29 protein-coding genes are annotated in these 21,254 nt (G+C 69.6%); 25 read left to right on the top strand and 4 right to left on the bottom strand.

All coding sequences use genetic code 11. The features are described 5' to 3' along the window. Positions 1–125 precede the first annotated feature (125 nt). The 3 genes from NYF13_RS35780 to NYF13_RS35770 all read right to left on the bottom strand — a co-directional run bounded on the left by NYF13_RS35780 (position 126) and on the right by NYF13_RS35770 (position 3,028). The gene (locus NYF13_RS35780) at positions 126–311 is read right to left on the bottom strand and encodes a hypothetical protein (RefSeq protein WP_315662564.1); all 186 of its coding nucleotides are present in this window, start codon (positions 309–311) and stop codon (positions 126–128) included. A 130-nt stretch (positions 312–441) separates the two neighbouring features. Next, positions 442–705: a hypothetical protein gene (locus tag NYF13_RS35775; RefSeq protein ID WP_315662562.1), complete on the bottom strand. Its 264-nt coding sequence runs from the start codon at positions 703–705 to the stop codon at positions 442–444. Between the two features lie 1,486 nt (positions 706–2,191). Further along, entirely contained in the window at positions 2,192–3,028 is an 837-nt protein-coding gene (locus tag NYF13_RS35770; RefSeq protein WP_315662561.1) for a GntR family transcriptional regulator, read from the bottom strand. A 284-nt stretch (positions 3,029–3,312) separates the two neighbouring features. Here NYF13_RS35770 and NYF13_RS35765 point away from each other — a divergent pair, with 284 nt between their 5' ends. The 22 genes from NYF13_RS35765 (at position 3,313) to NYF13_RS35660 (ending at position 17,645) form a co-directional block, all read left to right on the top strand. Next, positions 3,313–3,576 carry a hypothetical protein gene (locus NYF13_RS35765; RefSeq protein ID WP_315662560.1) on the top strand — a complete coding sequence of 88 codons (264 nt, stop codon included), beginning with the start codon at positions 3,313–3,315 and terminating at the stop codon, positions 3,574–3,576. Beyond that, complete coding sequence (locus tag NYF13_RS36890; protein WP_396287863.1) at positions 3,573–4,223, top strand: WhiB family transcriptional regulator; 651 nt, start codon at positions 3,573–3,575, stop codon at positions 4,221–4,223. The genes NYF13_RS35765 and NYF13_RS36890 overlap by 4 nt, the downstream gene beginning before the upstream one ends. Next, complete coding sequence (locus NYF13_RS35755) at positions 4,223–4,513, top strand: hypothetical protein (RefSeq protein WP_315662558.1); 291 nt, start codon at positions 4,223–4,225, stop codon at positions 4,511–4,513. Before NYF13_RS36890 ends, NYF13_RS35755 begins: the two co-directional genes overlap by 1 nt. After that, positions 4,513–4,983, top strand: coding sequence for an RRQRL motif-containing zinc-binding protein (locus NYF13_RS35750; RefSeq protein WP_315662556.1), 471 nt, complete (start codon positions 4,513–4,515; stop codon positions 4,981–4,983). Before NYF13_RS35755 ends, NYF13_RS35750 begins: the two co-directional genes overlap by 1 nt. A 16-nt stretch (positions 4,984–4,999) precedes the next feature. Next, positions 5,000–5,320 (top strand): hypothetical protein, encoded by a 321-nt coding sequence (locus tag NYF13_RS35745; RefSeq protein ID WP_315662555.1) that lies wholly within the window; start codon positions 5,000–5,002, stop codon positions 5,318–5,320. Further along, positions 5,317–6,558: a hypothetical protein gene (locus NYF13_RS35740; RefSeq protein ID WP_315662553.1), complete on the top strand. Its 1,242-nt coding sequence runs from the start codon at positions 5,317–5,319 to the stop codon at positions 6,556–6,558. Before NYF13_RS35745 ends, NYF13_RS35740 begins: the two co-directional genes overlap by 4 nt. 38 nt (positions 6,559–6,596) lie before the next feature. Beyond that, a complete protein-coding gene (locus NYF13_RS35735) occupies positions 6,597–6,989 on the top strand; it encodes a hypothetical protein (RefSeq protein WP_315662552.1) in 393 nt (130 codons plus the stop codon). A 42-nt stretch (positions 6,990–7,031) separates the two neighbouring features. Beyond that, positions 7,032–7,358 carry a hypothetical protein gene (locus NYF13_RS35730; protein WP_315662551.1) on the top strand — a complete coding sequence of 109 codons (327 nt, stop codon included), beginning with the start codon at positions 7,032–7,034 and terminating at the stop codon, positions 7,356–7,358. Positions 7,359–7,392: 34 nt separating this feature from the next. Then, the gene (locus tag NYF13_RS35725; protein WP_315662550.1) at positions 7,393–7,779 is read left to right on the top strand and encodes a hypothetical protein; all 387 of its coding nucleotides are present in this window, start codon (positions 7,393–7,395) and stop codon (positions 7,777–7,779) included. 119 nt (positions 7,780–7,898) lie between these two features. Next, the gene (locus NYF13_RS35720) at positions 7,899–8,246 is read left to right on the top strand and encodes a hypothetical protein (RefSeq protein ID WP_315662549.1); all 348 of its coding nucleotides are present in this window, start codon (positions 7,899–7,901) and stop codon (positions 8,244–8,246) included. Positions 8,247–8,322: 76 nt separating this feature from the next. Continuing rightward, positions 8,323–10,332 carry a hypothetical protein gene (locus NYF13_RS35715; RefSeq protein ID WP_315662548.1) on the top strand — a complete coding sequence of 670 codons (2,010 nt, stop codon included), beginning with the start codon at positions 8,323–8,325 and terminating at the stop codon, positions 10,330–10,332. A gap of 270 nt (positions 10,333–10,602) precedes the next feature. Next, entirely contained in the window at positions 10,603–11,061 is a 459-nt protein-coding gene (locus tag NYF13_RS35710) for a hypothetical protein (RefSeq protein WP_315662547.1), read from the top strand. A gap of 12 nt (positions 11,062–11,073) precedes the next feature. Further along, entirely contained in the window at positions 11,074–11,325 is a 252-nt protein-coding gene (locus NYF13_RS35705; protein WP_315662546.1) for a hypothetical protein, read from the top strand. A 49-nt stretch (positions 11,326–11,374) separates the two neighbouring features. Further along, complete coding sequence (locus NYF13_RS35700; protein WP_315662544.1) at positions 11,375–11,602, top strand: hypothetical protein; 228 nt, start codon at positions 11,375–11,377, stop codon at positions 11,600–11,602. A 50-nt stretch (positions 11,603–11,652) separates the two neighbouring features. Further along, a complete protein-coding gene (locus NYF13_RS35695; protein ID WP_315662542.1) occupies positions 11,653–11,979 on the top strand; it encodes a hypothetical protein in 327 nt (108 codons plus the stop codon). 99 nt (positions 11,980–12,078) lie between these two features. Further along, positions 12,079–12,522: an NUDIX hydrolase gene (locus NYF13_RS35690; RefSeq protein WP_315662541.1), complete on the top strand. Its 444-nt coding sequence runs from the start codon at positions 12,079–12,081 to the stop codon at positions 12,520–12,522. Positions 12,523–12,548: 26 nt separating this feature from the next. Continuing rightward, the gene (locus NYF13_RS35685) at positions 12,549–13,016 is read left to right on the top strand and encodes a hypothetical protein (protein WP_315662539.1); all 468 of its coding nucleotides are present in this window, start codon (positions 12,549–12,551) and stop codon (positions 13,014–13,016) included. A gap of 130 nt (positions 13,017–13,146) precedes the next feature. Beyond that, positions 13,147–13,605: a hypothetical protein gene (locus tag NYF13_RS35680; protein ID WP_315662538.1), complete on the top strand. Its 459-nt coding sequence runs from the start codon at positions 13,147–13,149 to the stop codon at positions 13,603–13,605. A gap of 58 nt (positions 13,606–13,663) precedes the next feature. Continuing rightward, complete coding sequence (locus tag NYF13_RS35675) at positions 13,664–15,304, top strand: hypothetical protein (RefSeq protein WP_315662537.1); 1,641 nt, start codon at positions 13,664–13,666, stop codon at positions 15,302–15,304. After that, positions 15,301–15,801, top strand: coding sequence for a hypothetical protein (locus tag NYF13_RS35670; RefSeq protein ID WP_315662536.1), 501 nt, complete (start codon positions 15,301–15,303; stop codon positions 15,799–15,801). Before NYF13_RS35675 ends, NYF13_RS35670 begins: the two co-directional genes overlap by 4 nt. Before the next feature lie 312 nt (positions 15,802–16,113). Further along, positions 16,114–16,788: a ParA family protein gene (locus tag NYF13_RS35665; RefSeq protein ID WP_315662535.1), complete on the top strand. Its 675-nt coding sequence runs from the start codon at positions 16,114–16,116 to the stop codon at positions 16,786–16,788. Next, on the top strand, positions 16,788–17,645 hold the full coding sequence (locus NYF13_RS35660) for a ParB/RepB/Spo0J family partition protein (RefSeq protein WP_315662533.1): 858 nt from the start codon (positions 16,788–16,790) through the stop codon (positions 17,643–17,645). The genes NYF13_RS35665 and NYF13_RS35660 overlap by 1 nt, the downstream gene beginning before the upstream one ends. 63 nt (positions 17,646–17,708) lie before the next feature. On the opposite strand, the gene NYF13_RS35655 is transcribed toward NYF13_RS35660, so the two are convergent. Further along, positions 17,709–18,638 carry a hypothetical protein gene (locus tag NYF13_RS35655; protein WP_315662532.1) on the bottom strand — a complete coding sequence of 310 codons (930 nt, stop codon included), beginning with the start codon at positions 18,636–18,638 and terminating at the stop codon, positions 17,709–17,711. A 141-nt stretch (positions 18,639–18,779) separates the two neighbouring features. Between NYF13_RS35655 and NYF13_RS35650 the strand changes: the two genes are divergently transcribed. Genes NYF13_RS35650 through NYF13_RS35640 form a run of 3 tightly spaced genes read left to right on the top strand, consistent with a single transcriptional unit; the run spans position 18,780 to position 20,577 of the window. Next, positions 18,780–19,328, top strand: coding sequence for a GNAT family N-acetyltransferase (locus NYF13_RS35650; RefSeq protein ID WP_315662531.1), 549 nt, complete (start codon positions 18,780–18,782; stop codon positions 19,326–19,328). Between the two features lie 56 nt (positions 19,329–19,384). Next, entirely contained in the window at positions 19,385–19,894 is a 510-nt protein-coding gene (locus NYF13_RS35645) for a hypothetical protein (RefSeq protein ID WP_315662529.1), read from the top strand. Positions 19,895–19,941: 47 nt separating this feature from the next. Continuing rightward, entirely contained in the window at positions 19,942–20,577 is a 636-nt protein-coding gene (locus NYF13_RS35640; protein ID WP_315662527.1) for a hypothetical protein, read from the top strand. The last annotated feature ends 677 nt before the right edge of the window (positions 20,578–21,254 follow it).

Here is a 21,254-nt window from a genome sequence, read left to right as displayed (position 1 = left end):
GCCCTCCAGTGCGGGCTGGTTGCTGTTCGTCAGGCCTCCACGATACGCCGTTTTTGGGGTAAGTGGGTATTGCCCACAACACCCGGGTCGGTCGGTGGTCGCCACGGTCCGGACTTCGTTCTCGCCTACAACCCCTCTGGGCAGCTGATTGTCACGTCCCCTGGGTCCGGCAGCCGTGCTTCGACGCGGAATCCGCCCGCGACTTGCGACAGGCTGGCGCCGGCCAGGCCGTGGTGCTTCGCTACCCAGTCCAGCCAGGCGTCGGCCTCGCTTTCGGTCCGCACGGTTTTCGTCATCGGTTCGCGTGCCATCGATCGTTCCCTCTCCGAAAGACCCGCTGAGGTCCGTTCTCCGGGCTTGAGTCGCTGTTGTTGCGGTTGGGACACCCGCTGGGGCCCCTGGGTCGCTCTCCGGGGCTCCTGGGGCCTGTTGCCGGTTGATCTAGCGTCGGTGGCGTCGGCGATCTTGCCGGGCCACCGGACCGACCAGGGTCAGCTCCTGCAGGTCCGGGCCGGCCGTTCCCGCGGTGCCACCTGTGTCGGTCCCCAGCGTCTTTTTGATCTCCAGGAGCCGACGCTGGGCCAGGAACAGCTCGCGGCCGAAGACCTCACGGCACGTCTGCTCCAGGTGAGCCCGCTCCTGCTCCAGTGCGCCGACTCCCCAGAGATCGAACTCCGGCTGTGCCGAGCCGGGCTCGATTTCCACGCGCGCGTCCTGTGGTTGCGTCGTCAAACCGAGTTGATCACCGGCCGACTTCGGAGGTGAGCTCACTTTTCGTGAAGCCGGGGTCCGGGGGCCGGCCTTGCCCCCGGAGGTATCAGGGGAGGTATCTCCCGTAGGGAGGTTATGTATTGGGGTGCTAGTAGCACCCCCGTCCTGAACTACTAGCACCCCCGCGGGGGTGCTAGTAGCACCCCCGCTCCCCCTGCCGGCTCCCTGTTCAGCCGGGTCACCGACCGGGGGTGCTACTAGCACCCCCGTATCGCCGGAAACCCCCTCTGAACTGGAAGAACCCGGCTTTTTACGCGGTTTCGGCTGGCCCTTGTCCGACCGTGCTTTCCGCGACCGTTCCGGTGTCGTCAGGTCCGGCCGCGCCTCCGCGCTCAGCGGACCCGTACCCCGCTGCGCGCGTTCCCGGTTGACCTCTTCGAGCTGCGCCGCGGAGTACCAGCTCAGCGGGATCAGCAGGTCGTAGACCTTTGGCCGGCGGTCCCTGGGCAGATGCTGCGTCACCCGTTGGTTGCCGTAGTCGATCAGGCCGCGGCGGCGCATGGCGCCCAGCCGGCGCTTCACCGTCGCGACGTCGCACACCGCGTACTCCGCCATCTTCGAGACAGGCGGGTAGGCCCCGGTGCCGTCACCGGCAGCCCGATGGGCCAGCAAAGTCAAGATCGCCCGTTCGTACACGTCGGCGACCGGGGCTGTCTCAGCCCACGTGAGCGGGTACCAGCTCATGGTGCGTGTCGTTCCTCTCTGACACGCCCGGCTCCTGGGGGAAAGGGTGCACACCGGTTAACCGGTGGCGTACCCTTCCCCCCAGGACGTGCGCGTCTGGACCTAGAGGACCCCCGCGTAAAGGTTTGCCGCCCTGCGGGGGTCTTCTCATGTTCTGGTGCTGATCAGGAAGCTTGCCCCGTCCCCCCTCTCGATGGCCGCACCGGGTGTCCGGGCGTGTCGACGCATCGGATAGCAGCGGCTGCCTGAGTGGCAGACAGAACGGCTGTGTTCAGGCGAAGCGCGGCATCCGGCAGATCGGGGGTGTCGTCCCATGCCTGCAATCGGTCGGCGGTGTCCCCTGTAGCCCGCGCGGCGATGCGTTCGACGGCGATCTCTCGTGGACACCACAGATGGGCGACCAGCCACGTCACGTCAGACCTGGCCTTCTGTAGGGCGACCACTGCGTCAGGCTGCCCCAAGTGCAGTACTGGAACAAAATCAGAAATTGCGTTGTCTAAATTGTCTTTGTCAATTACGTACGTGGCTCCGTACCTACTGTTTTCCCACACTATTTTTCCCGAGCTACGCAAACTTCGCAGAAGTTCCGGGCTACCCATTTTATATCCAGCCGTACGGCCAGGTCCGACCTTCAAGCGTCGGTATAAGGAATAGCGAGAGTCTAGGGAAGTGAGAGCTTTCGTCACGGTGTCTTTTCCGGCAGCCGGAGGGCCATATAGGATAATCGCTTTTTTATTCATTGCGAAACCTTGGACCTGGCAACTAATTCGTCGATCAGGTCAACGGCCTGAGTCTGTAGTGGTGTAGTTACCGAGGTTGAGTTGTTGATAATGAAGTGCGGCACGGAAGGTCGAAATGCGACGTCTATTTCTGAGAGGTATTCGGGCCAGCCTTCGAGCTTCTTTGCGTCGCGGGCGGCGCCACGTGCTCGCAGGTAGAAGTGCATAGTGTCTACGTCGCAGTAAACCCAAGCGATGCTCATCGTAGCGCCGAATCCTTCGATCCTAGCCTTCATTCGAGAAAGCCAAGCGTCGTCCTTGAATTCGCGTAAAAATGGGGCCGTTGCAATAACGCTGTTTGCGCATTCCAGGTTTTCTACGATACTTGCTTCGAGGGCTTCGTATTCGCGTGGTCGCACCTTTGAAAGGTACTCCTCGGATTCGCGGTCGTTAACGGAAAGACCCATTGTGGAAAGTGCCGCTTCCACCACTGGTCGAGTAATTGTGTCTTTGTCGAACATTCCCCACTTTGTCAAGCGGGCCAAGATTCGACCTAGTTCAGTCTTTCCTGACCCCGCATACCCGCCTACAAACAAGACCTGGGGTTTTTCGATTTCAGTGCGCGCGGCGCGAGTCGCCTGATCGGGCGCGTTGACTATGCGAGAGGTGCGCGATTTGCTCACCACGAGTTCCTTCTTTATCAGCAAAGCCATGGCCTCGTTGATTGTGAATGGGCTTGTGTCCCACTCGCGGGCGAGATCCCGCGTGGATGGAAGCCTCTCGCCGTGGCGGTAGGTGCCAGCGGCGATGGCTGTCTCGATGTGCCGCGCAACCTGGAGGTACTGCGGCTCCACCGGGGGTGTGGTCGACCGCGGCCGTGACATGCGCGTGCTCCTTGCTGGGCTGGGGTCGGCCCTTCGGGTTCCGGGTTGCCCGAAACCTATCAGATACCTAACAGAACCGCTCCGCGCGTTCCCTGTCTTCACGACGTTTCTCCTGTTTAGAGGGCTCTTTCTGATCAAAGTTGACCAAACAGTTGACTCGTATCCATACCAACTGTTAGCTTCTTGGTGGTCCAGATCACGGGGACGCACCGGCGGCAACCGGGGGTTCCCACACCGCACGAAGGGACACCGCGATGAGGAACATCTCCGCAGTTCAGAGGGGTTTCGCCCCTATCTCGTACGAAGACGCGGCGTTGCTGGCGTCGGCCCAGTTGGAGCTGGCCGGCGCCCGGCGTGCCGGGGTCCGGCTGGTTGGTTCGGCCGAGGGCTCTCGGGAGCTGTCTGCCGTGGTCGCTGCGGTGCTGAGCGGCGAGCTGGCTCCGGTTCCCGCCGTGGTCGAGGGCGACTTCGTCGCGGTGTCCCTGTCCGGCGACGAGGACGAGGCGGTGGCGGCGTGAGGAACGTGAAGCGGACGCCGGACGTGCTGCTCCAGCTGTTGTCGAGCGGCCCGGACACGGACACGGCGTGGATGCGGGACGGCGAGTGCGGCACCCAGGACCCCGAGCTGTTCTTCCCGCTCGGCGACGGCCCGGCCTACGCCGAGCAGATCGCACAGGCGAAGCGAGTGTGCGCCGGGTGCCCGGTGCTTCGGCAGTGCCGCGAGTACGGCGACACCCAGCGCGACGGCATCTGGGGTAGGACCACCGAGACGGAACGCCGCGGTGCCAGGGCGCAGGCCATGCGCGAGGCTGCCGAGCTGCGCCGCCAGCGTGAAGAGATCGCGCCGCGTCGCGACGGGCGCCGCATCGCAAGCAGTGTGGAGATCGGCCGCTTCCTGGTGCGTTTGCCGGGTACCCGGCCGACGCTTGAGGTTGCCCGGCGTGCGCTGCGTGACCTGCTCGATGCCCTGCGCATGACGGACGCGGCCATGGTCTCGGCGGACGAAGTCCCTGATGAGTTCCTGGGGCGGGTCCGGGGCCGTGCGTGGGTGCAGGCCGAGCTGCAGCGCCTCGCCGACCTGGGCGAGCTTGCCAGCACGGCCACCTCGGGCGTGTTCACCTGGCCGGCCGCCGCCGAGCTGCCCGCGGAACGGCGGTCCGCGTGATGGCCACCATCCATCAGGGGTGTGCGCTGTCCTGCCGGGACTTCGCGATCCTGGGCGCCGTCCGCGCCGGCCGCGCCGCCCTGGTCGTCGGCAGTGAGCCGGACATGCTGGTCGACGGGCTGAACCTGTGCGACCAGGCCGCGGCGCATCGCCTGGCCCATGCGGGTCTCGTCGTCCCGGCTCGGCCGGCCGCGGCCGGCACCCGGGTTCCGGCGGTGCTGACCGAGCAGGGCGAGACGGCCTGGGCCTGGACCCGGGACCATCACGCCGCGCTGGTGGCGGTGGCCTGATGAGCGGGAAGCGGCAGTGGCCCTACGTGTGGCAGCACGTCGACGGCCTCGGCGAAGTCCTCACCCGCGGCACCTACGACGGGTTGCCGGTCCTGGCCTGGGGCTGGGCGCCGCGCGAGATCTTCGCGACGTACCGGCAGCTGCAGGCCATGGGCCGCCGGCCCGGCGGGCACGCCCCGGTCGCTGCCCTGCGGTTCCAGCATCGCCGCGCCGGACTGAGGGCCCAGGACTTCGCCCTGCTCTACCTGGTCGCCCGGTCCGCGCCGAAGCGCCGCGCCACCAGTTCCCAGCTCAACGCGCTCGCGCTCGCGCTGCTCGCCCGCCGTACCTGCCAGCTCTCCCGCGGCGGATGCGGCCAGGAGCAGACCTACTACCCGTCCACGATTTCCCGTCTCTGCGCCGAGTGCGAGACGGCCACCCACTTCTGGCAGCGCCACGCCGTTGACCACGGCTACGCGCTCGCCGCCTGACTTGGAGGTCAGCGTCATGACAGCTCGCATCCAGTACCCGCCGTCGGTGACCCGGCAGAGCCGCGTGTCCGCGGTGCTCGTCTGGCTCCCGCACGCCCTGTGGTCCGCCGCGTCGGGCGCCGTGGCCTGCGCGTTCGCGGTCGCCGGCGCTCCCGGCTCGATCACCGCCCTGTTCGTGCTGATCGCGCTCGCCGTCCCGGCCTATATCGCGGTGCACGAACTTCGCCGGACCCGCGCCAACACGGCGTTCCTGCTCGCCCGCGAAGCCCGCCTCGCCCAGGCCGAGGGCCTGGTCCGCGACGCCGAGCTGGCCGAGACCAACGAGGTGACGAAGTGACCACGTTGTTCGATCTCCGCGCCGAACGCCGCGCCGACCGCGCCGCCGCCGAGGAGCAGCGCCGCGCGAACCGCGCCCACCAGGCCGCCCTCGCCCAGGACATGGCCGACCGCCGCGCCACGCGCCGCGGCGACGAAGCCGACCGCCGCGCCGTGTGCCGCCGCGACGACCAGCTGGCCGCCCAACAGCGCCGTCAGGAGCGCCGTCAGGAGCGCAAAGACATCCGCGACGAGCGGATCGCCGCGCTCCCGGGGGTCGCGCACTCGCTGTTCTGGGCAACGGTCATCGTCCTGCCGATCGCCTTGGCCTGGGCTGCCCAGGCCGCGTTTGCCCGGGACTACCTGCACATTCCGGTCCCGCTCAACCAGGCATTTCCCGCTTCGATCGAGACCGGCGCCTGGGTGATGGTCTTCGAAGCCCACCGCCGCACCCGCGCCGGTCTCCCGACCGGCAGTCTGACCCGCTGGACCTGGGTCCTCGCCGGCATCGCCGCCGTCATCAACGGCGCGCACGGCCTGCAGGACGCCGGCCCCGCCGCCGGCCTCGCGCTCGCCGCGATCTCCCTGCTGGGGGTGCTGCTGCACTCCGTGCGCCAGGGCCTCGACACCGCGGCCGTGGCCGGCACCCGCCCCGGCCTGGCCCTGTGGCGCCGCGCCCGCTACCCGCGGCTGTCGCTCGCCGCGGCCAGCATCCGCGCGGCCCGCGAGCTGGACCAGGACACCGCGTGGCACCTCGCGTGGGTCGACCGGTACGGCGTCGGCCCGGAGTCCAGCCGCCGCGAGCGCGCCCTGGGCCGGCGGATCGCCGCCCGGGAGGCCGCCGAGGACCGCAAGGCCGCCGAGACCGGCGACCTCATGATCGTCGGCGCCCGGGTTCAGCGGAGCTTCGCCCGCGAGGTTCGCGAGATCCACGACGCCCGCGCCCACCTCCCCCGCTACACCCTCCCGCCCTACCTCCTGCCCTTCCCCGCCGCCGAGGTTCCGAACCCCGGAACTGCCGAGGTTCGCGGTGCGGAAACCTCGGATGACGTGCAGCTTTCCGACCGCGCCGCCGAACTGCTCCCGCTTCTGCAGAACGCGATCGAGGCCGAAGCCCTGCTCCCGAACCCCGGGGTGAAGCGGATCACCGCCTACGTCCGGAAACACCTCGGAGAGGGCCTGGGCGTCCCCATCGCCCAGGAGCTGCGCGACCACCTGGCCGGCCTCCGGGTGGTCGACGCAGACCGCGACGCCAGCTGACCCCCGCCCGCCACCCAACGTCCGGAAAGGACAGAAACATGAGCCTCATCCGCCTGGACTCCTACGAGTGCACCGGCGCCCGCATCGTCGGCGTCGCCGGCCAGTTCGAGATCAACGGCGACACCGTGTTCATGCACCGCCCGTTCGTCTCGATCGGCAACGGCCTGGCCATCGCCCCCGCGATCGAGGTCACCGACCGCGGTTTGCTCGTCCGGACCGACCTCTGGACCGGCATGGCCGTCAGGGACTACGAGGTCGGCGTTCTTCCCGTGACCACCGAAGACCAGGGCCTCATCGCCAGGATCACCCGCGAGTTTGACCAGGACCCGGAGATCGCCTGGGACTCGTCGCGCGAACAGATCGTCGCCTGGTGCGAGCAGTGGGCGGCGCGGCAACGCGTCACGACCACTGCGCCCGCGAACCCCAGCTGACCACAGCAAACACCCATGGAAAGTCCAGAAAGGACAGACAAAGTGAACTACCCCAAGTACTGCGACCACACCCCGGTCCAGCCCGTCATCGGCGAAGTCTCCGCGGCTCCCGGAACCCTGCTGGACTTCGCCGCGCTGGACCTCGCCGACGTGCGCGGTGCGATGGACACCGCCTTCCGGCACGCGGACCAGCTGCCCGAGGGCGACACGGCCGCCGCCGTCACCAGCGACCTGCAGATCGCCTCGATGAGCCTGCTCTGTGCGGAGAAGGCGTACGGCGCCCTGGGGCAGGACCACTTCGCCCGAGCCGTCTCCGCCCTGCGCGGCCAGCTGATCTTCCTCATGCACACCGCCGCCGAGGACGCCTGACCACCCCCGCAGCACCACATCGAAAGGAACCCCTGTGAACAGCAACAACACCCCGGATCGCGCCAACGTCATCACGCTGGCCACCTCGGACGGCGTGGTCCAGCACGTCGCCCCGGCCACCGGCAGCTGGGCCACGTCGAGCCCGTACCACCTCGCCACCCAGCTGCGCGACGTCCGCGAGTACTGGGGCGCCGAGATTGATGCCCAGGTGCGGCGGATCGCCCGTGACGGGGCTCTCCTGCTCTCGGCGTTTTTGTTCGCGGTCTTCTCCCCGGTCGCGCCGGCGTGGTCGCTGGTCCTGGTCGGTGCGCTGCTCTTGCACACCCTGCAGGGCATCCGCGGCCTGTTCTACCTCCGCCGGGAGCGCGCCGGCGCCATCCGCGCACTGCGTGCTGCCAAGGCCGTTTACGCCGCCGCCTGACCCGGTCACCACCGGGAGGTGCGAACTACGGAAGTTTGTACCTCCCGACGGGTGACAGCCCTTGAGTGAACCCGTTCTGAACAGCTAACTTACGAACTAACGAAGTTACGGAGTAAACAATGTCGAATCGCTACACGCTCGGCTCGCCGGAGTTCCTGTCCACCAGCGCCCTCCGGGGCTACTGCTCCAACGGGCGGGACCTGATCCGCCCGCTGGGCAACGAACTGCGCATCGCCGCGGAGGAGCTGAACGCGGTGCTGCGCGAGGTGCCCACCGGCCAGGGCGGGCTCCTCGAAAGCGCCGACTCCCGCCGCAAGGCCCGGATGGTCTCCCGGCACCTCCTGCGCGCCGCCGAGGGCGTCGAAGGCACCTGCACCGGCCTCATCCGCTGCTACCTGAGCTTCGAGCGCAACTTCATCAACAACACCCCCGAGCGCTCGCGCCGCGCCTTCGACCTCAACGGCTGACCTCCCCTCCCAACCCCTACCCACCAGGCACGACAAGGCGGACGCGGGCACCCGCGGACCCACGGAAGGAGCAGACATGGCATTCGGAAACCGCGGGTCCGCAGTGATCGGCCAGAGCATGGTGCAGCCGGACCACCGGGGCATCGTGGAACGGATCGTTCCGTTCCTGCCCAGCTGGGCCGCCGCCGGCGCGCTCTGGCCGGTCAGCGCCCTCACTCACGCTATGTGGGGCACCGACCCGGCCGCGCTGCCCTGGGCCACCGCCGGCCTGACCCTGGTCAGCGCCGCCCTGACCGGCCTGACCTACAAAACCAGCCACGACGCGGGCGGCTACCGGGCCCACTCCGTGACGACCGTGGCCGGTTCGACCGCCTGGCTCACCGCGGCCACCATCGCCGGCCCCGGCGCCCACCCGCTGCTCGACATGTGGCTCATGGGCGCCCCGGCCCTCGCGCTGAGCTGGAACATCCGCCGCGTGCTCAAGGTCTCGTCCAAGGACAGCGCCGCCGGCGGCGGCGAAAACCAGCTGTTCAAGGCCGTGAAGCTCGCCGGGACCAAGATCCGCGGCGAGCTGGCTGTGGGACCGAACAAGGTCCAGATCCCCCTGCAGCTGCCCGCCGGCGAGATGACCGCCGACGACGTCACCCAGGCCAAGGGCCGGATCGCCAGCGCGTTGTCGGTGAGCAAGAACAGCGTGCGCGTGATCCCCGACCCCGACCACCACGACCGCGCCGAGCTGGTCATCGTGCCGACCAACATGCTGAAAGAAAGCGTCCCGTGGCCCGGCCCGTCCGCGCCGGGCGGCTCGATCATGGAACCGCTGGTCGTCGCGATCTACGAAGACGGGGCCCCGGTCGAGTTCTGGCTGCCCGGCGACAAGAGCGTCGAGGGCAACCCGCGCAACGCCAGTCACGGCATGGTCATGGGGATGAACGGCGCCGGCAAGAGCCACGGCGGCAAGATCGGCTGGACCGAGATCCTTACCCGCAAGGACGTCAACCTGTGGGTCGCCGACCCGGTCAAGGGCAAGCAGACGCTGGGACGGTTCGCCAACAAGGTCCACTGGCCGGCCATCACCCGGCAGCAGTCCGAAGCGATGGTCGCCGTCCTGCCCACAGTGATCACCGACCGGACCAACCACCTCGCCGAGCGGCGCCTGGACCAGTGGGTGCCCGGGTGCGGCCTGCAGTACCTGGTGGTGTGGATCGAGGAAGCGGCGACGCTCATGCGCGACTCGGACGACCTGGTCGAACTGGTCCAGACCGCCCGCTCGGCCGGTATCTCGATCTTCCTGAGCCTGCAGCGTGCCCACTCCGACCAGATGCCCACCAGTGTCCGGGCCCAGCTGGGTATCCGCTGGTGCTTCGGGGTGGACAAGACCCGCGACGCTGAGTTCTGCCTGAGCGAAGAAGTGGTCGACGCCGGCGCCGACCCTGCCGTGTGGAAGAACAAGCGGCCCGGCTGCTCCTACCTCGAAGCGCCGGGCGTCGATGACGAGCGCTTCACCACGCCGAACCGGACGTACAACGCCAAAGACGACGACATGATCGCCGCCATCGACGCGGCCGGCGGCCCCGCCGCCGAGTGCGCAGTCACCGCCCGCTCGGCCGGCCACGCCTACCGCACCCAGCGCTACATCCCCGACGCCACCACAGAAGCCGCCCCAGAGGCCCGTGGAGACGTCGACACCACCGCCGCGGGTGACGACACCCGAGACGGCGATTCCGACGACGAGACGGGCTACCAGATGTCTGAAAACCACGAACCCGAGCTGGACGGCATCGACGCCGACACCGAGCTGCCCAACGAGGACCCCGCCACGGTGTTCCAGTTCCCGCGCCAGAAGATCACGACCGGCCAGGCCGAGCAGCTGCTGCTGGACGTGCTCACCGAGCTGCGCAACCGCGGGGCCGACACGGTCGGCCCGAAGGACATTCCGCAGGCCTTCAAGCAGGTCCGGAGCCGACCGTGGGTCTCCGCGGCCATGGGCCGCCTGGCCGACCACGGGAAGCTGATCGAAACCGCCGTCGAAGGCCGCTACGCCTTCCCGCCGGCCGACCCCCAGGACACGGCCGGCGCCGCCTGATCGCACACCGTGCGTAACAAGCGGCGGGGCGTCTGACAGCTGACACCGCAGCACCTGTCAGACGCCTCCAAAACCGCCCCCTACACGCGCGCGCGAGGGCGGTGTCTGACACCCCCGCTGACACCCCCGCCGGCACCCCGCTGACACCGGGCCTCACCACCCGCTGACAGTCACCGAACGTAATCGAAATTGCGGACCTGTTCCGGCGGCGGCGCCGCCCACGAGACCGCCGCCGCCGGAACAACCAGCCACCCGAGGAAGGGACCTCCGATGACCGAGTACGACCCCGCGACCGACTCAAGCCGGCTCGCCGCCGCCGCCCACGAACTCGCCCACGCCATCGGGTTCCGCCGCGCCGGTGTATCGATCACCGAAATCCGGGTCAAAGGCCGCGGCGCCGCCGTCCACGGCTGGGTGTACGTGCCCGGCAACCAGAAGATCCGCGACCCGCGCGGCTACCTCGTCGCCGTCATGGCCGGCCGCGCCGGAGACCTGCGATGGGCCGACGAGCACGGCCAGCACCCGCTGCCGGCACGCACCTGCGACGACGACATGACCGAGGCACGAAAGCTGCTGCGGGAGTGGGAACTCAAAAAGGACCACTCGAAGCGCGAGCTGCAGGTCGCCGCCCGCTCCCTGGTCCGGGCGCACTGGCGCCACATCGTCCGCCTGGTCCCCGAGCTGGCCGCCCACGGCCGCCTCTCCCCCTCCCGAATCCCCTCTGCCTAAAGGACACCCGCCGTGCGTGAGCTGCTGCTGTTCCCGATCCGCGCCACCGTCCACCTGATCAAGTTCCTCGCCGTTCCCGCGGTGCCCGTCGCGCTCGCGTGGTGGCTGGCCGGCCCCGGCTCGCTGCTCTTCCTGATCGTCGCCGTCCTCGCCGCGCTCTACACCGCGGCCGTGCTCAAGCTCTGGTCCATGAAGGTCACCGCGACCAGTCGCCGGATGACCCGCGGCCTCGGCACGCCGAGCCGGCGCGGCGGCCTCCGGTGACCCCACCGGCCGCCCCTGGCCGGCCACACCAATCGAAAGGGAACCGTCCATGACGAGCACGCCCCTCGCCGAGCTGCACAGCTTCGGCCTGACCCGCTACCAGACCGCACCTCTGAAGCAGGGCGACGTCACCACCGTCGAACAGCTCGCCGAGCTGGCCGACGAACACCACGCCGCCCCGTCGGGAAGCTCCCGGCTGGCGTCCCTGCCCGGCCTCGGCGCCGCGCGCCTGCAGAAAGTGCTGGACGCAGTGCGCGACTGGCGAGCACTGCAGTAACCCGGAACCCATCACCCCGGACCACCTCGTAACGAAAGGATCATCCCCACATGACGCTCCGACTGCTCCCGCCGCTCGAAACCGCCCGCGATTCTCTCCGGCAGGCCGAGGTCTCGGTCCGGCGCGAAAAGAACGAGTTGGCCCTGCCCGACTACGTCGCCGCGCTGCGCGAGTGCACCAGCTCCGTCACGACCATTCTGGCCAAGCTCGCCGCGTCCCTGCACACCAAAAACCCGGAGATGGCCGCGGAACTGGCCGCGATCGGCCGGCGGATGAAGCCCGTGACCACGGCCCTCAACGAGGCCGTACCGCACGCTGCCGACGTCTCCCGCAGCGAACGCGCCGCGCGCGCGGCGGCGAAGTCAGCCGAGGCATAGCAGCTGCGCGCCGGCCGCCGGGACCCCTGCGGCCGGCGTCGTCCATCCGTCCCGTTCCCACCGCCCATCCCTGGATCTGACCCGGAGAGGACAAGCCGAATGCCTGACCACGACACCGTGGAGAAGGTCCGTCTCACCGCCGATACCGTTGCGCTCGCCCGTCGTGGCGGGACGTGGCACGTACTCCTGATCGAACGCGGCTGGCCGCCCTTCGCCGGCCAGTGGGCCTTTCCCGGCGGGCACGTCGACCCGGGCGAGACGTTCCTCCAGGCCGCCGGCCGCGAGCTGGCCGAGGAAACCGGCGTGCAGGTGGCCGACCTTCGCCAGCTCGGCATCTACGACGACCCCGGCCGCGATCCCCGAGGCCGCTACGTCACCGTTGCGTTCTTCGCGGTGCTCCCCGAGCCGACCAAGACGACCGCCGGCGACGACGCCCGCACCGCCGCCTGGGTCCCGCTCACCGACGCCGCCCGGATGCACCTCGCGTTCGACCACGACCAGATCCTCGCCGACGTCACCGCCCTCGTCCCCGACTTCAGCTGACCGCCCACCTCGGGAAAGGACCCATCGTGGCCACCATCGAAGAACAGCGCAGGAAGTTCGAAAAAGCCGGCCTGGGGCCGTTCCGGATCGACAACCCCCGGCCGCCCCTTCCCGAGGACGTCGTCTACCTCGAACTCGATCCGGTCAACCACTGGAAAGGCCACACCCTCGGTCGGTGGCTGACCTGCATGGACGTGAACGACCTGATCATGGGTCAGCGCCGCCGCAACGACCCGGAGGTGCGGCTCGTCCTCCGCGGCCGGATCCCGCTGCCCTCGGTCGACGGGTCGGTCCCGGTTGTCCTCGTCGCCCCGTTCCTGCGCGCGACCGAGGCCGACCACATCGACCTACTCGACCTGCTGATCGAGGACCAGAACCCCGCCGTCCTGATCGGCCACCTCGCCGACCTCGATCACGGCGGAGACGGGTCCGGATGCGTCCGGCCGGCGTGTTCGTGGGAGCCGGGCACCATCGGTTCGCCGGCTGTGCGGTAATCCTCACGACAGGCGAAGGGCCCCGGACCCAGTGGTCCGGGGCCTTTGTCATGTCACCCGTATGGTGCCGTGGTCTGGCAAGTGACAGAATCCGTAAATCACGAACTACGGAAAACGGAGGCTGCTGCCGATGACCGCTACCAGCAAGAAGCCCAGCTCTGTGCCGGCGCACAAGGACGCGGCGCCCGCAGTGCGCCAAGGCCGCGTGGGCACGGATGGCCTGCCGTTGCACCAGCGCCTCATCCGGCGCGAAGCGCGGATCTGGCCCGACCAGCGCCAGAAGCTCGCCGACATGGTCGACCTGGCCAAGCTGCGCCGGACGTCGACCGATGGCGAGCGCATCACCGACGCGACGCTGACCCGCGTGGGTATCGACGTGCTGTGCCTGCTCTCCGACGACCTCACCGGCAACGACGAGGCCGAGCTGGGTGCCGCTGTGACCGGCGTTGTGGACGATCTCCTGCGGGCGCGGGATCTCCTGCGCGCGCAGTGGCCCGAGGCGATGGACCAGACCTCGGTCGCCGAAATGGTGACGTTCCTGCTGGGCGTGGCGAAGCGGGCGAAGGCCTCACCGAAAATGGCGAAGTAGCAGACTCACGTAGTTCGTAAGTAAGCTGGTAGAGTCATCGGAAGTGAAAGGAGGCGCCGTGACACATCCTCACAACGACCCCGTATCGGCGAGCGGCCTGCTCGCCGGCGTCCTGGGGCCGGACGGGACACTTGCCATCGCCTACCGGCTCGCCACTGAGCGCGCCGGCGCGCACCGCGGCGCGGCCGGCCGAGACGCCATCTGGCAGCCCGTCCTGGCCGACCTGCAGACCGCGATTGGCCTGGTCTCCGGCCTGCTCGCCGGCCACGACCAGCCCCCCGTCACCAGTGACCGGCTCGGCGAACTGCTGCCCTGCCGGACCTGTAGCGGCGCCACCGCCATGCGCATCCTCGGCCAGCCCTGGCACTACACGTGCTGGCTCCGCATCGGCGCCCCGGTCACCCCGGCCCCCGACGAACCGCCGGCCGCCGCGGCTGCCGCTCCAGAGCCCGCCCCTGCGTCCCCCGCCGCCGACGTCCCACCGGAACCGGGCATGGCCGCCGAGACCTTCGAACGTCGCCGGCGAGACCGCGAAGACGACTACGTGCACGACCCGGCCGCCGAGCAGGACGAGTTCGCCCGTGCCTGCCGTGCGCGCGCACCGGAGGCCACCGACGACGAGTGCGCCGCCGCCCTGGACGCCTGGCACACGCACTTCCGCGTGCTCGACGACCGGCCGTTCCGGTTCGCCCGCTCCCCCGGCTACACCGGCGTCTTGCTCTACGAGCTGCTTGCCGCCCGGCACGGGCAGATGGTCCAGCCGCTTCCCCTCGAAAACGATCTGGCGCTGCAGATCACCGGGTCGAACCGGACGGTCCGGCTGCTCTCCTACCTCAACCCGGACGTCGTTCCCGCGGCCGGCCAGACCGTCACCGAGCTGGACGTCACCGCCCAGTACCTCGCCGCGGCGCCGTCGACCGAATGCGGCGACGGCGAACCGGCCCTGCTCGAGGAAATCGCCGACGCCTGGCTGGACAGGTTGTGGGTCGCCCCCGGCTATATCGAGCTGGGCGCCGCACCCGACCTCTCCCCGCTGCCGACCCATGCCCAGCTCGGCTACGCCAGCCTGGACACCGGCACCTGGCTGCCCACCCCGCACGCGAAGTACCTCGCACGCGACCACGACGTCTCCCTGACCATCGCCCGCGCGCTGGTCTGGCCCTGGGGCGACAAGCCGAAGAACCGGCCCAACCGCTACGGCCGCCGTCTCGCCGTCTGGGCCAAGGACGTCCGCACCGCCCGCCAGTCCCTCATCGACGCCGAGCGGGCCGGTACCCCCGGCGCCGGCCTCGCGCTCAAGGTCCTTAAGAGCGTGTACGCCGCCTTCCTCGGCGGGATGCTGCGCAGCGACGAGCACAACGACAAGGGCACCGTCCGGCCGGACTGGCACGACATGGTCGTGTCCTCCGCCGCGGTCAACCAGCTGCGCGCGCTCGACAAACTGGGAAGGGACGTGACACCGCTGGGGGCGATGAAGGACTCCGTGTGGTTCCTGTCCGACACGGACGCCCCGCTCCGCCCGGCCGAACTGCAGTACGCCGATCAGCCCGGCGACCACCAGGACAAGCCCGGCAAGTGGCACCTCAACCGCTGGGGCGCGGTCACCGACGCCCTGGTCACCCAACACGCCGCCGGCCGCGTTGGGCTGGTCCGCAACGCCGTGATCTCCTCCGACAAAGCCCGGAAGGCCGCCCAGTGACCTACATCGCCAGCGTTGTCCAGCACATCGCCCAGGGCGCCCGCGTCGACCACGCCCAGGCCGCCATCCGCACCGTGCACGGCAAGCACGCCTCGCGCTGGCTCGCCGCGCAGGCCGGCATCAGCCCGCGCACCGCGCGCCGCTGGCTCTCCAGTGCCGCGCCGACTGGCCGCACCCGCGCGATCCTCGACGCCGCGGCCACGGCCGGCGGCGCTACCGGCCTGGCCGCCCAGCGCCTGCGCACCGCCGAGACCATCGACGTCGGCACCGTCGCCGTCTCCTACGACGGAGACGACGAGGGGAACCGCCGGGTTGGCGAAATCACCGTCGAAGGCGACGTCGCCAACTACCTCATCACCACCGCCCGCGACCTCGAAGCCCACAACCTCGAAGGCGCCGCCGACGCGTTCTCGAACGCGATCATGAGCGGCTACGACCCCGGCCTGGAAGACACCCTGCAGGTCGAAGCGGTCGAGTTCGTTGACGTCTCCCCCTGACCCCGGCCCCGGACAACACCGCTGTCCCGCGGTCCCGGAACCACGCGTTCCGGGACCGCGGGACAGCGGTGTGTTTACGGCCGTATACAAACCGTCCGGACCCCGCCTGGAGGAGGGACGTGACACAACGCCACTCGTGCACGGTTCCGGCCCAATCGCCGATTTACGGCCGTATACACGCGCGCGCCCGGTCCGCCGATCAGGCAACGAACCGCGTGGCGCCCTGACCAGCTGGCTCGTCACCTGGCATCCTGTCCGGCATCCGGAGTAGCCGCGCAGCTCGCGCGGTGAAGCGCACGGAAGGAACCACTGATGTCGCCACGCGTCCACCTGATCTTGTCCCAGAAGGGCGGCGTCGGGAAAACCACGCTCGCCGTCAACCTCGCCGCCGTCGTGGCCCGGACCCTCGGGTCCGATCCCGCCGAACCGACCGTGCTGGTTGCCAGCATCGACCCCCAGGCATCCGCTGTCTGGTGGGCGGAGCGGACCAACCTCGACACCCTGCCGTTCGACTTCGAGCAGATGGACGACGACGCCCACGAAGTCGCCAAGCTCGGAGACCGCGACGAGTACGAGCACATCTTCGTAGACGCGCCCGGTTCGCTGGCCCGCCCGGCGGTCTTGGCCCGTGCGATGGACGCCGCCACCGACGTCGTTGTCCCGATGAACCTCGAACCGCTCGCCTACGCCCCCACGGAAAAGACCGTGCTGGACCTGATCAAACCGCGGAACCTGCCCTATCGCGTCGTCCGCAACATCTGGGACCGCCGCGACGGCCGGTCTGAGCTGGACGCCACGACGAAGTGGCTCGACGGTCAGAACCTGCTCTACACCAACACCGTCGTCCGCCGGTTCAAAATGCACACCACCGCCAGCGCCGAAGGCCGCGTGTGCACCCAGTACCCACCAGGCCGCACCGCCGCCGAAGCCACGAACGACTTCCTGCACCTCGCGCTGGAACTCGGCTACGGCGGGCGGGCCGCGTAATGGCCCGTCAACGCCGCACCGTCGAAGGCTCGACCCTGCCCAAGGACGGCCTGAAGGACGTCCCGCTCACTGCGCTGGTCCACAACCCGCGCAACCCCCGAGACGACTACGACGACGTCGAAGAACTCGCTGCGGGCATCAAAGCGGTTGGTCTGCTCACGCCCCTGTCGGTCACCCGCTACGAACTGTTCCTGACGCACTTCCCCGAGTACGAGGCCGAAATCGCCGGTCACGACTGGGTCGTACTCAACGGAAACCGGCGACTGGCCGCGCTTCACCAGCTCAAATGGGCGAAAGTCCCGGTCATCGTCGCCGACCACCTGGGCCGCGACGGCATGTTCGACGAAGCGGTACTGGCCGACAACATCCACAACAAACGGCTGCCCGTGATGCGCGAGGCCCTGGCCCTCAAGCAGCTGGTCGACCGGCACGGTTCCCAGGCCGTCGTCGCCGAACGGCTCGGAAAGTCCCGCGCCTACGTGAGCCAGCGAATCGGCCTGCTCCGCCTGACCGACGACCTGCAGACCGAAGTGCGCACGGGCAGCCTGCAGTTCGAGGACGCGCGCACCCTCAGCGCGCTGCCCAAGGAGCAACAGCCGAGCCAGCGGCAGCGGCTACGCGAACTCGGCGGCATCGCCGACGACGTCGACACGGCCCGGCGGATGTTCGCCGACGAGAAACGAGAACAGCGCGCACCCAAGGCCGCCGACGCGGACCAGCCCGCGCCCCGCGGACGGCCCCGGGGCAAGACACTCCGGATCGGAACACCCGAAGAACTCGCCGCCGCACTCCGCGACGTCCTCAGCCCATCCGACCTCGCCACCCTGGCCCAGCTGCTCACCCAACCGACCAGCTGACATGTATACGGCCGTAAACACGCCCGGAGGCCGGCGGCAACCAGCCGCCGGCCTCCTGGCTCGTCACCCGCACGGCGCGACGGCGATGATCAGCTGTCCTTCGCCGTGTTGCTGTTGCAGGGTGAGCACGCCGAGCGGGGGGCCGGGTGCGTCGAGGTGGCAGGCATCGACCTGGAGCAGGCCGCCCGGCAGGGTTGAGGTGGCGTTGCCGGGGAGCCATACGTTGTTGGCGTAGCCGAGGGGGTCGTGGATCGTCCGGGCCAGTGCGCCGGCTGCGGCTGGGCAGTCCGGTCCGCTGTAGGTGGCGGCGAGCTGCTGCTGGGCGGCTGGGGAGAACACGAAGCAGAAGTCGGCGGTCCACTGCTGCTCGGTCGGTGTTGGTGTGGTGGTCGCGGGGTGGGTGTGCTGTGCCTGCGCGGTGTAGGTCAGCCGGTCGGCGAGGAAGTTGACCATGGCGCCTGGTGTGCGGGGCAGGATGCGCGGCACGGCGGCGTCGTGCGCGGCCTGCAGGTCGCGGTCGGCGGCGGCTTGCTCGAGTGCGGCGTCGACGGCCAGGCCCACGATTCCGCCGGCGAGCAGCATCACCCCGAGGGCGAGGGCGCCGAGGGTTTCGCGCCGGCGGGTCTGGAGCCGGCCGCGGACGGCGATGGTGGTTGCGGTGGCGGTGAGGACGAGTCCGGCGAGCACGGCCCACCACCAGGGCGGCACGTACCAGCCGGCGAACACGGCGTCGACGACGAGCAGGACGCCGGCCGCGGTCCAGACCGGTCCCAGGTGGCGCGGGATGCGGAGCAGGGCCAGCACGATGAGTGCGCCGGCCCCGGCGACCCAGGGCCACATGGCCCATCCGGACAGCGCCCACGCGAGCAGCGCCACCAGCGCGAGCCCGGCCAGCACCGGTACCCGTGCGACCCGGGCGAGGGCCCGCCACCGCTGTGTCCGTGCCTGCCGTCGCGCCACGGTCTGTTCCGCCTGCTCGAAGATCCCTCCCATGGGTTCCATGATGCGCCACGGGGGGACGTGACCGGGTGGTGTTTCGCCTGGTCCGTCGATCCGGGCGCGGCTAGTCTCGAACGTGTGTACGACATGGGGACGGTGGAGCCTGCGCCTGACCAGGGGGAGCCGTTCCGGTCGGTGGGTCCGCACCGGCGGTGCCTGCACGGGCACCGGCTCGACGTGGCCGGGATGACCCGGACCTACAGCCACGTCCTGGGCCTGCACGCGACGTGCTGTCTCCTGTGCCTGGAGCTGCACACTGACCGGCCTGCCTGGTACGACCTGGACCACACCGTCCTCCGCCGTGCCGACGTCCCGCCCGGTCCGCACCCGCGGGTGGTGGAGCTGGTGGCGCACCCGCCGGATCGGCCCGCCGGTGTCGGGCATATCGCACTGCAGGTCCACGGCCGCGCCGTCGCCGACGTCGACCTGCAGCTGTGCGGGATCGACCGGCGGGCCTGCGTTGAGCAGATCAGCGTGGACGAGGACTACCGGCGCCGCCGGGTGGGCACGGTCCTGGTCGCCGCGGCGCTGGCCCTCGGCCCGGGGTGGCAGTGGTCCACGACGAAGATCGATTCGGCGGTCGGCGCCCGCGCGTTCTGGGCGTCGCTCGACACGGCCGACGTCCTGCACCTCGGCGGCCGGGCCTACTGCTCGCACATGGAAGGCGCGCACGACGTCGCGTGAGTTCACGGTCGGCGCAGGCCTGTGGCCGGCGCCGTGGTCGCGGTTACCATCGGCGGATGCGTTTGGACGAGGTCGAGGCCACCCGCGCCCAGGTCTATCGGGAGTGGCAGTGGCTTCGGGACGACCTGGACGCCGGTCGTGAGGTCCGGGCCGATGAGGAGCGGGCCATCGATGCCGCGGTGGCCGCGTTCGAGCGGGAGGCCGCGGCGCACCGGGGCGAGCAGCTGGCGATCGAGGCGGGCGATGAGCCCGTGGTCTACGGGCCGCTCACGCTTGAGAGCCTGCAGTTGCAGCACGACGGCGAGCAGGTGTGCCCGGAGTGCGGGCCGCGGGCCGACGGGCTCCGCCTGTTCGCCCGTGGGGATGCCGGGCATCGGGCGTGGATGAGCTGCGCGGACGGCCACGAGTGGGAGTCGGCCGATCTCACCTATGACTTCGTGCGGCGGACGTTGGCGACGATGAGCGCGGCCCGGGAGATCGACGTGCGCACCGGGACGTCCCGGACCGAGCCGGTCGAAGTGCCGCGTGGTTCCCCGGCCCGCGACTACGAGCCCGGCAGCATGTAGCGGTCGGCCGCCGGTGCGGGTGTGCCCGGGTCCGTAGGGTGGGCAGGGTGATTTACGAGCGTTTGGTCCTGCCGGTGTGCCCGCCGCCCGCGCTCGCGGTGCGCGCGGTGTTCGATCGCGCGGGCAGCGCGCCTCGGCGGTGGCTGACCTTCGTCTGCTTCGCCGGCGAGCAGCTGCAGGCCGGCGAGGGTGCCGATCCGGACCGGGCCGACGGGTACCGGGTGCTGCTGGCCGAGCGGGTCGACCTGCAGACCGTGATGGACGTGCTCGATGATCGCGCCGGCCGTGGCTACCTGTACGAGCTGGGCGCGGGCTTCGTCCTGCCGTTGCCCGGTGGTGGTGAGCGGGAGTGCCCGCTCGGCCGGGAGGAGATCGACGCCGTGCTGGACCGTGAGGCCCGGCGCTGGCCGCGCGAAGAGCACCTGTGGCTGACCTACGACCAGACGATTGTGGCGCTACGGCTGCAGGCCGAGCACCCCGCCGACCCGTTTCACCCGCACGAGGACTACCAGGCGCTGCTCGATCAGCTGGCGACGATCCGCGCCCGGATGATCGAGGCCGGCGCCGAGGTGCCGGCCCCGGACGAGGACGAAGCGGTGATCGCGGTCGGGCGGTCGACCTACCCGGCCATGACCGGGTGCTCCGAGGCCCGCGCGCAGTACCGCGCGGCCCACGGCCGCTGATCGGGGGCTTCGGCGCCGTCTCGGGCCTGAGTTGTGGGGGACGTGACTGTTCGTTCCTGGCTCCCCACTGGCCCCCTGCCTTGTTGGTGGGGGGCCTTTGTGGTTCTCGTGTGCTCTCCCGGACCTGGGGGCGTTTGGGGGCGTTCTGGGGGCGTTTGAGGGCGTGGTGGGGACGTTCTGGGGCGTTCTGGTGTCCTGGGACGTCCCTGGGGACGTCTTGGGGTGGTGGGTGGTGGGTGTGGGGGTGTGGTGGTGTCGTTGGGTGGGGTTGTGGTGGGTGCTGGTGGTGGTGGGGTGCCGGCGGTGTGCCGCCGCGGAGCGGGGGCGGTTCTGGGGGTTCGTGGGGCTGTTACCTGGGCTTACGGGGGTGTCGGGTGGGGCTGGGTTCGGAGGTTCTGAACCCTTGCGCTGGGGGTTGAGGGGTGCGGAGCGCCCCGGGTTCGGGGGGTTGATCATGGTGATGCCGGGAGGGCGCCGAATCGCGGAGCGATCGGCAAAACCATTGCGTAGCAAGGGCTCCTTTTTGGACAGATATAAATTCCTTGCGTAGCAAGGTATTTATATCGTCTGTCTTTTTAGGACAGTACAAAGTGGGCGAACTTGTGAACCGAATTCCGTTGCGTAGCAACGGTTTTCGGTGGACTAGACCAACGCAGCGCCACGCGGAGCGTGGGCGC

The organism is Amycolatopsis sp. PS_44_ISF1 (assembly GCF_032335455.1).
Taxonomy (GTDB): Bacteria; Actinomycetota; Actinomycetes; order Mycobacteriales; family Pseudonocardiaceae; genus Amycolatopsis.
This window is presented reverse-complemented; position numbering and strand designations above follow the sequence as displayed.

Bases quoted from the DNA above. Each gene is read 5' to 3' on its own strand.
- NYF13_RS35645 (WP_315662529.1), top strand. From the start codon at position 19,385: ATGCGTTTGGACGAGGTCGAGGCCACCCGCGCCCAGGTCTATCGGGAG.
- NYF13_RS35655 (WP_315662532.1), bottom strand. From the start codon at position 18,638: ATGGGAGGGATCTTCGAGCAGGCGGAACAGACCGTGGCGCGACGGCAG.
- NYF13_RS35750 (WP_315662556.1), top strand. From the start codon at position 4,513: ATGAGCGGGAAGCGGCAGTGGCCCTACGTGTGGCAGCACGTCGACGGC.
- NYF13_RS35690 (WP_315662541.1), top strand. From the start codon at position 12,079: ATGCCTGACCACGACACCGTGGAGAAGGTCCGTCTCACCGCCGATACC.
- NYF13_RS35745 (WP_315662555.1), top strand. From the start codon at position 5,000: ATGACAGCTCGCATCCAGTACCCGCCGTCGGTGACCCGGCAGAGCCGC.
- NYF13_RS35680 (WP_315662538.1), top strand. From the start codon at position 13,147: ATGACCGCTACCAGCAAGAAGCCCAGCTCTGTGCCGGCGCACAAGGAC.
- NYF13_RS35720 (WP_315662549.1), top strand. From the start codon at position 7,899: ATGTCGAATCGCTACACGCTCGGCTCGCCGGAGTTCCTGTCCACCAGC.
- NYF13_RS35765 (WP_315662560.1), top strand. From the start codon at position 3,313: ATGAGGAACATCTCCGCAGTTCAGAGGGGTTTCGCCCCTATCTCGTAC.
- NYF13_RS35780 (WP_315662564.1), bottom strand. From the start codon at position 311: ATGGCACGCGAACCGATGACGAAAACCGTGCGGACCGAAAGCGAGGCC.
- NYF13_RS35660 (WP_315662533.1), top strand. From the start codon at position 16,788: ATGGCCCGTCAACGCCGCACCGTCGAAGGCTCGACCCTGCCCAAGGAC.
- NYF13_RS35715 (WP_315662548.1), top strand. From the start codon at position 8,323: ATGGCATTCGGAAACCGCGGGTCCGCAGTGATCGGCCAGAGCATGGTG.
- NYF13_RS35710 (WP_315662547.1), top strand. From the start codon at position 10,603: ATGACCGAGTACGACCCCGCGACCGACTCAAGCCGGCTCGCCGCCGCC.
- NYF13_RS35755 (WP_315662558.1), top strand. From the start codon at position 4,223: ATGGCCACCATCCATCAGGGGTGTGCGCTGTCCTGCCGGGACTTCGCG.
- NYF13_RS35735 (WP_315662552.1), top strand. From the start codon at position 6,597: ATGAGCCTCATCCGCCTGGACTCCTACGAGTGCACCGGCGCCCGCATC.
- NYF13_RS35700 (WP_315662544.1), top strand. From the start codon at position 11,375: ATGACGAGCACGCCCCTCGCCGAGCTGCACAGCTTCGGCCTGACCCGC.
- NYF13_RS35665 (WP_315662535.1), top strand. From the start codon at position 16,114: ATGTCGCCACGCGTCCACCTGATCTTGTCCCAGAAGGGCGGCGTCGGG.
- NYF13_RS35695 (WP_315662542.1), top strand. From the start codon at position 11,653: ATGACGCTCCGACTGCTCCCGCCGCTCGAAACCGCCCGCGATTCTCTC.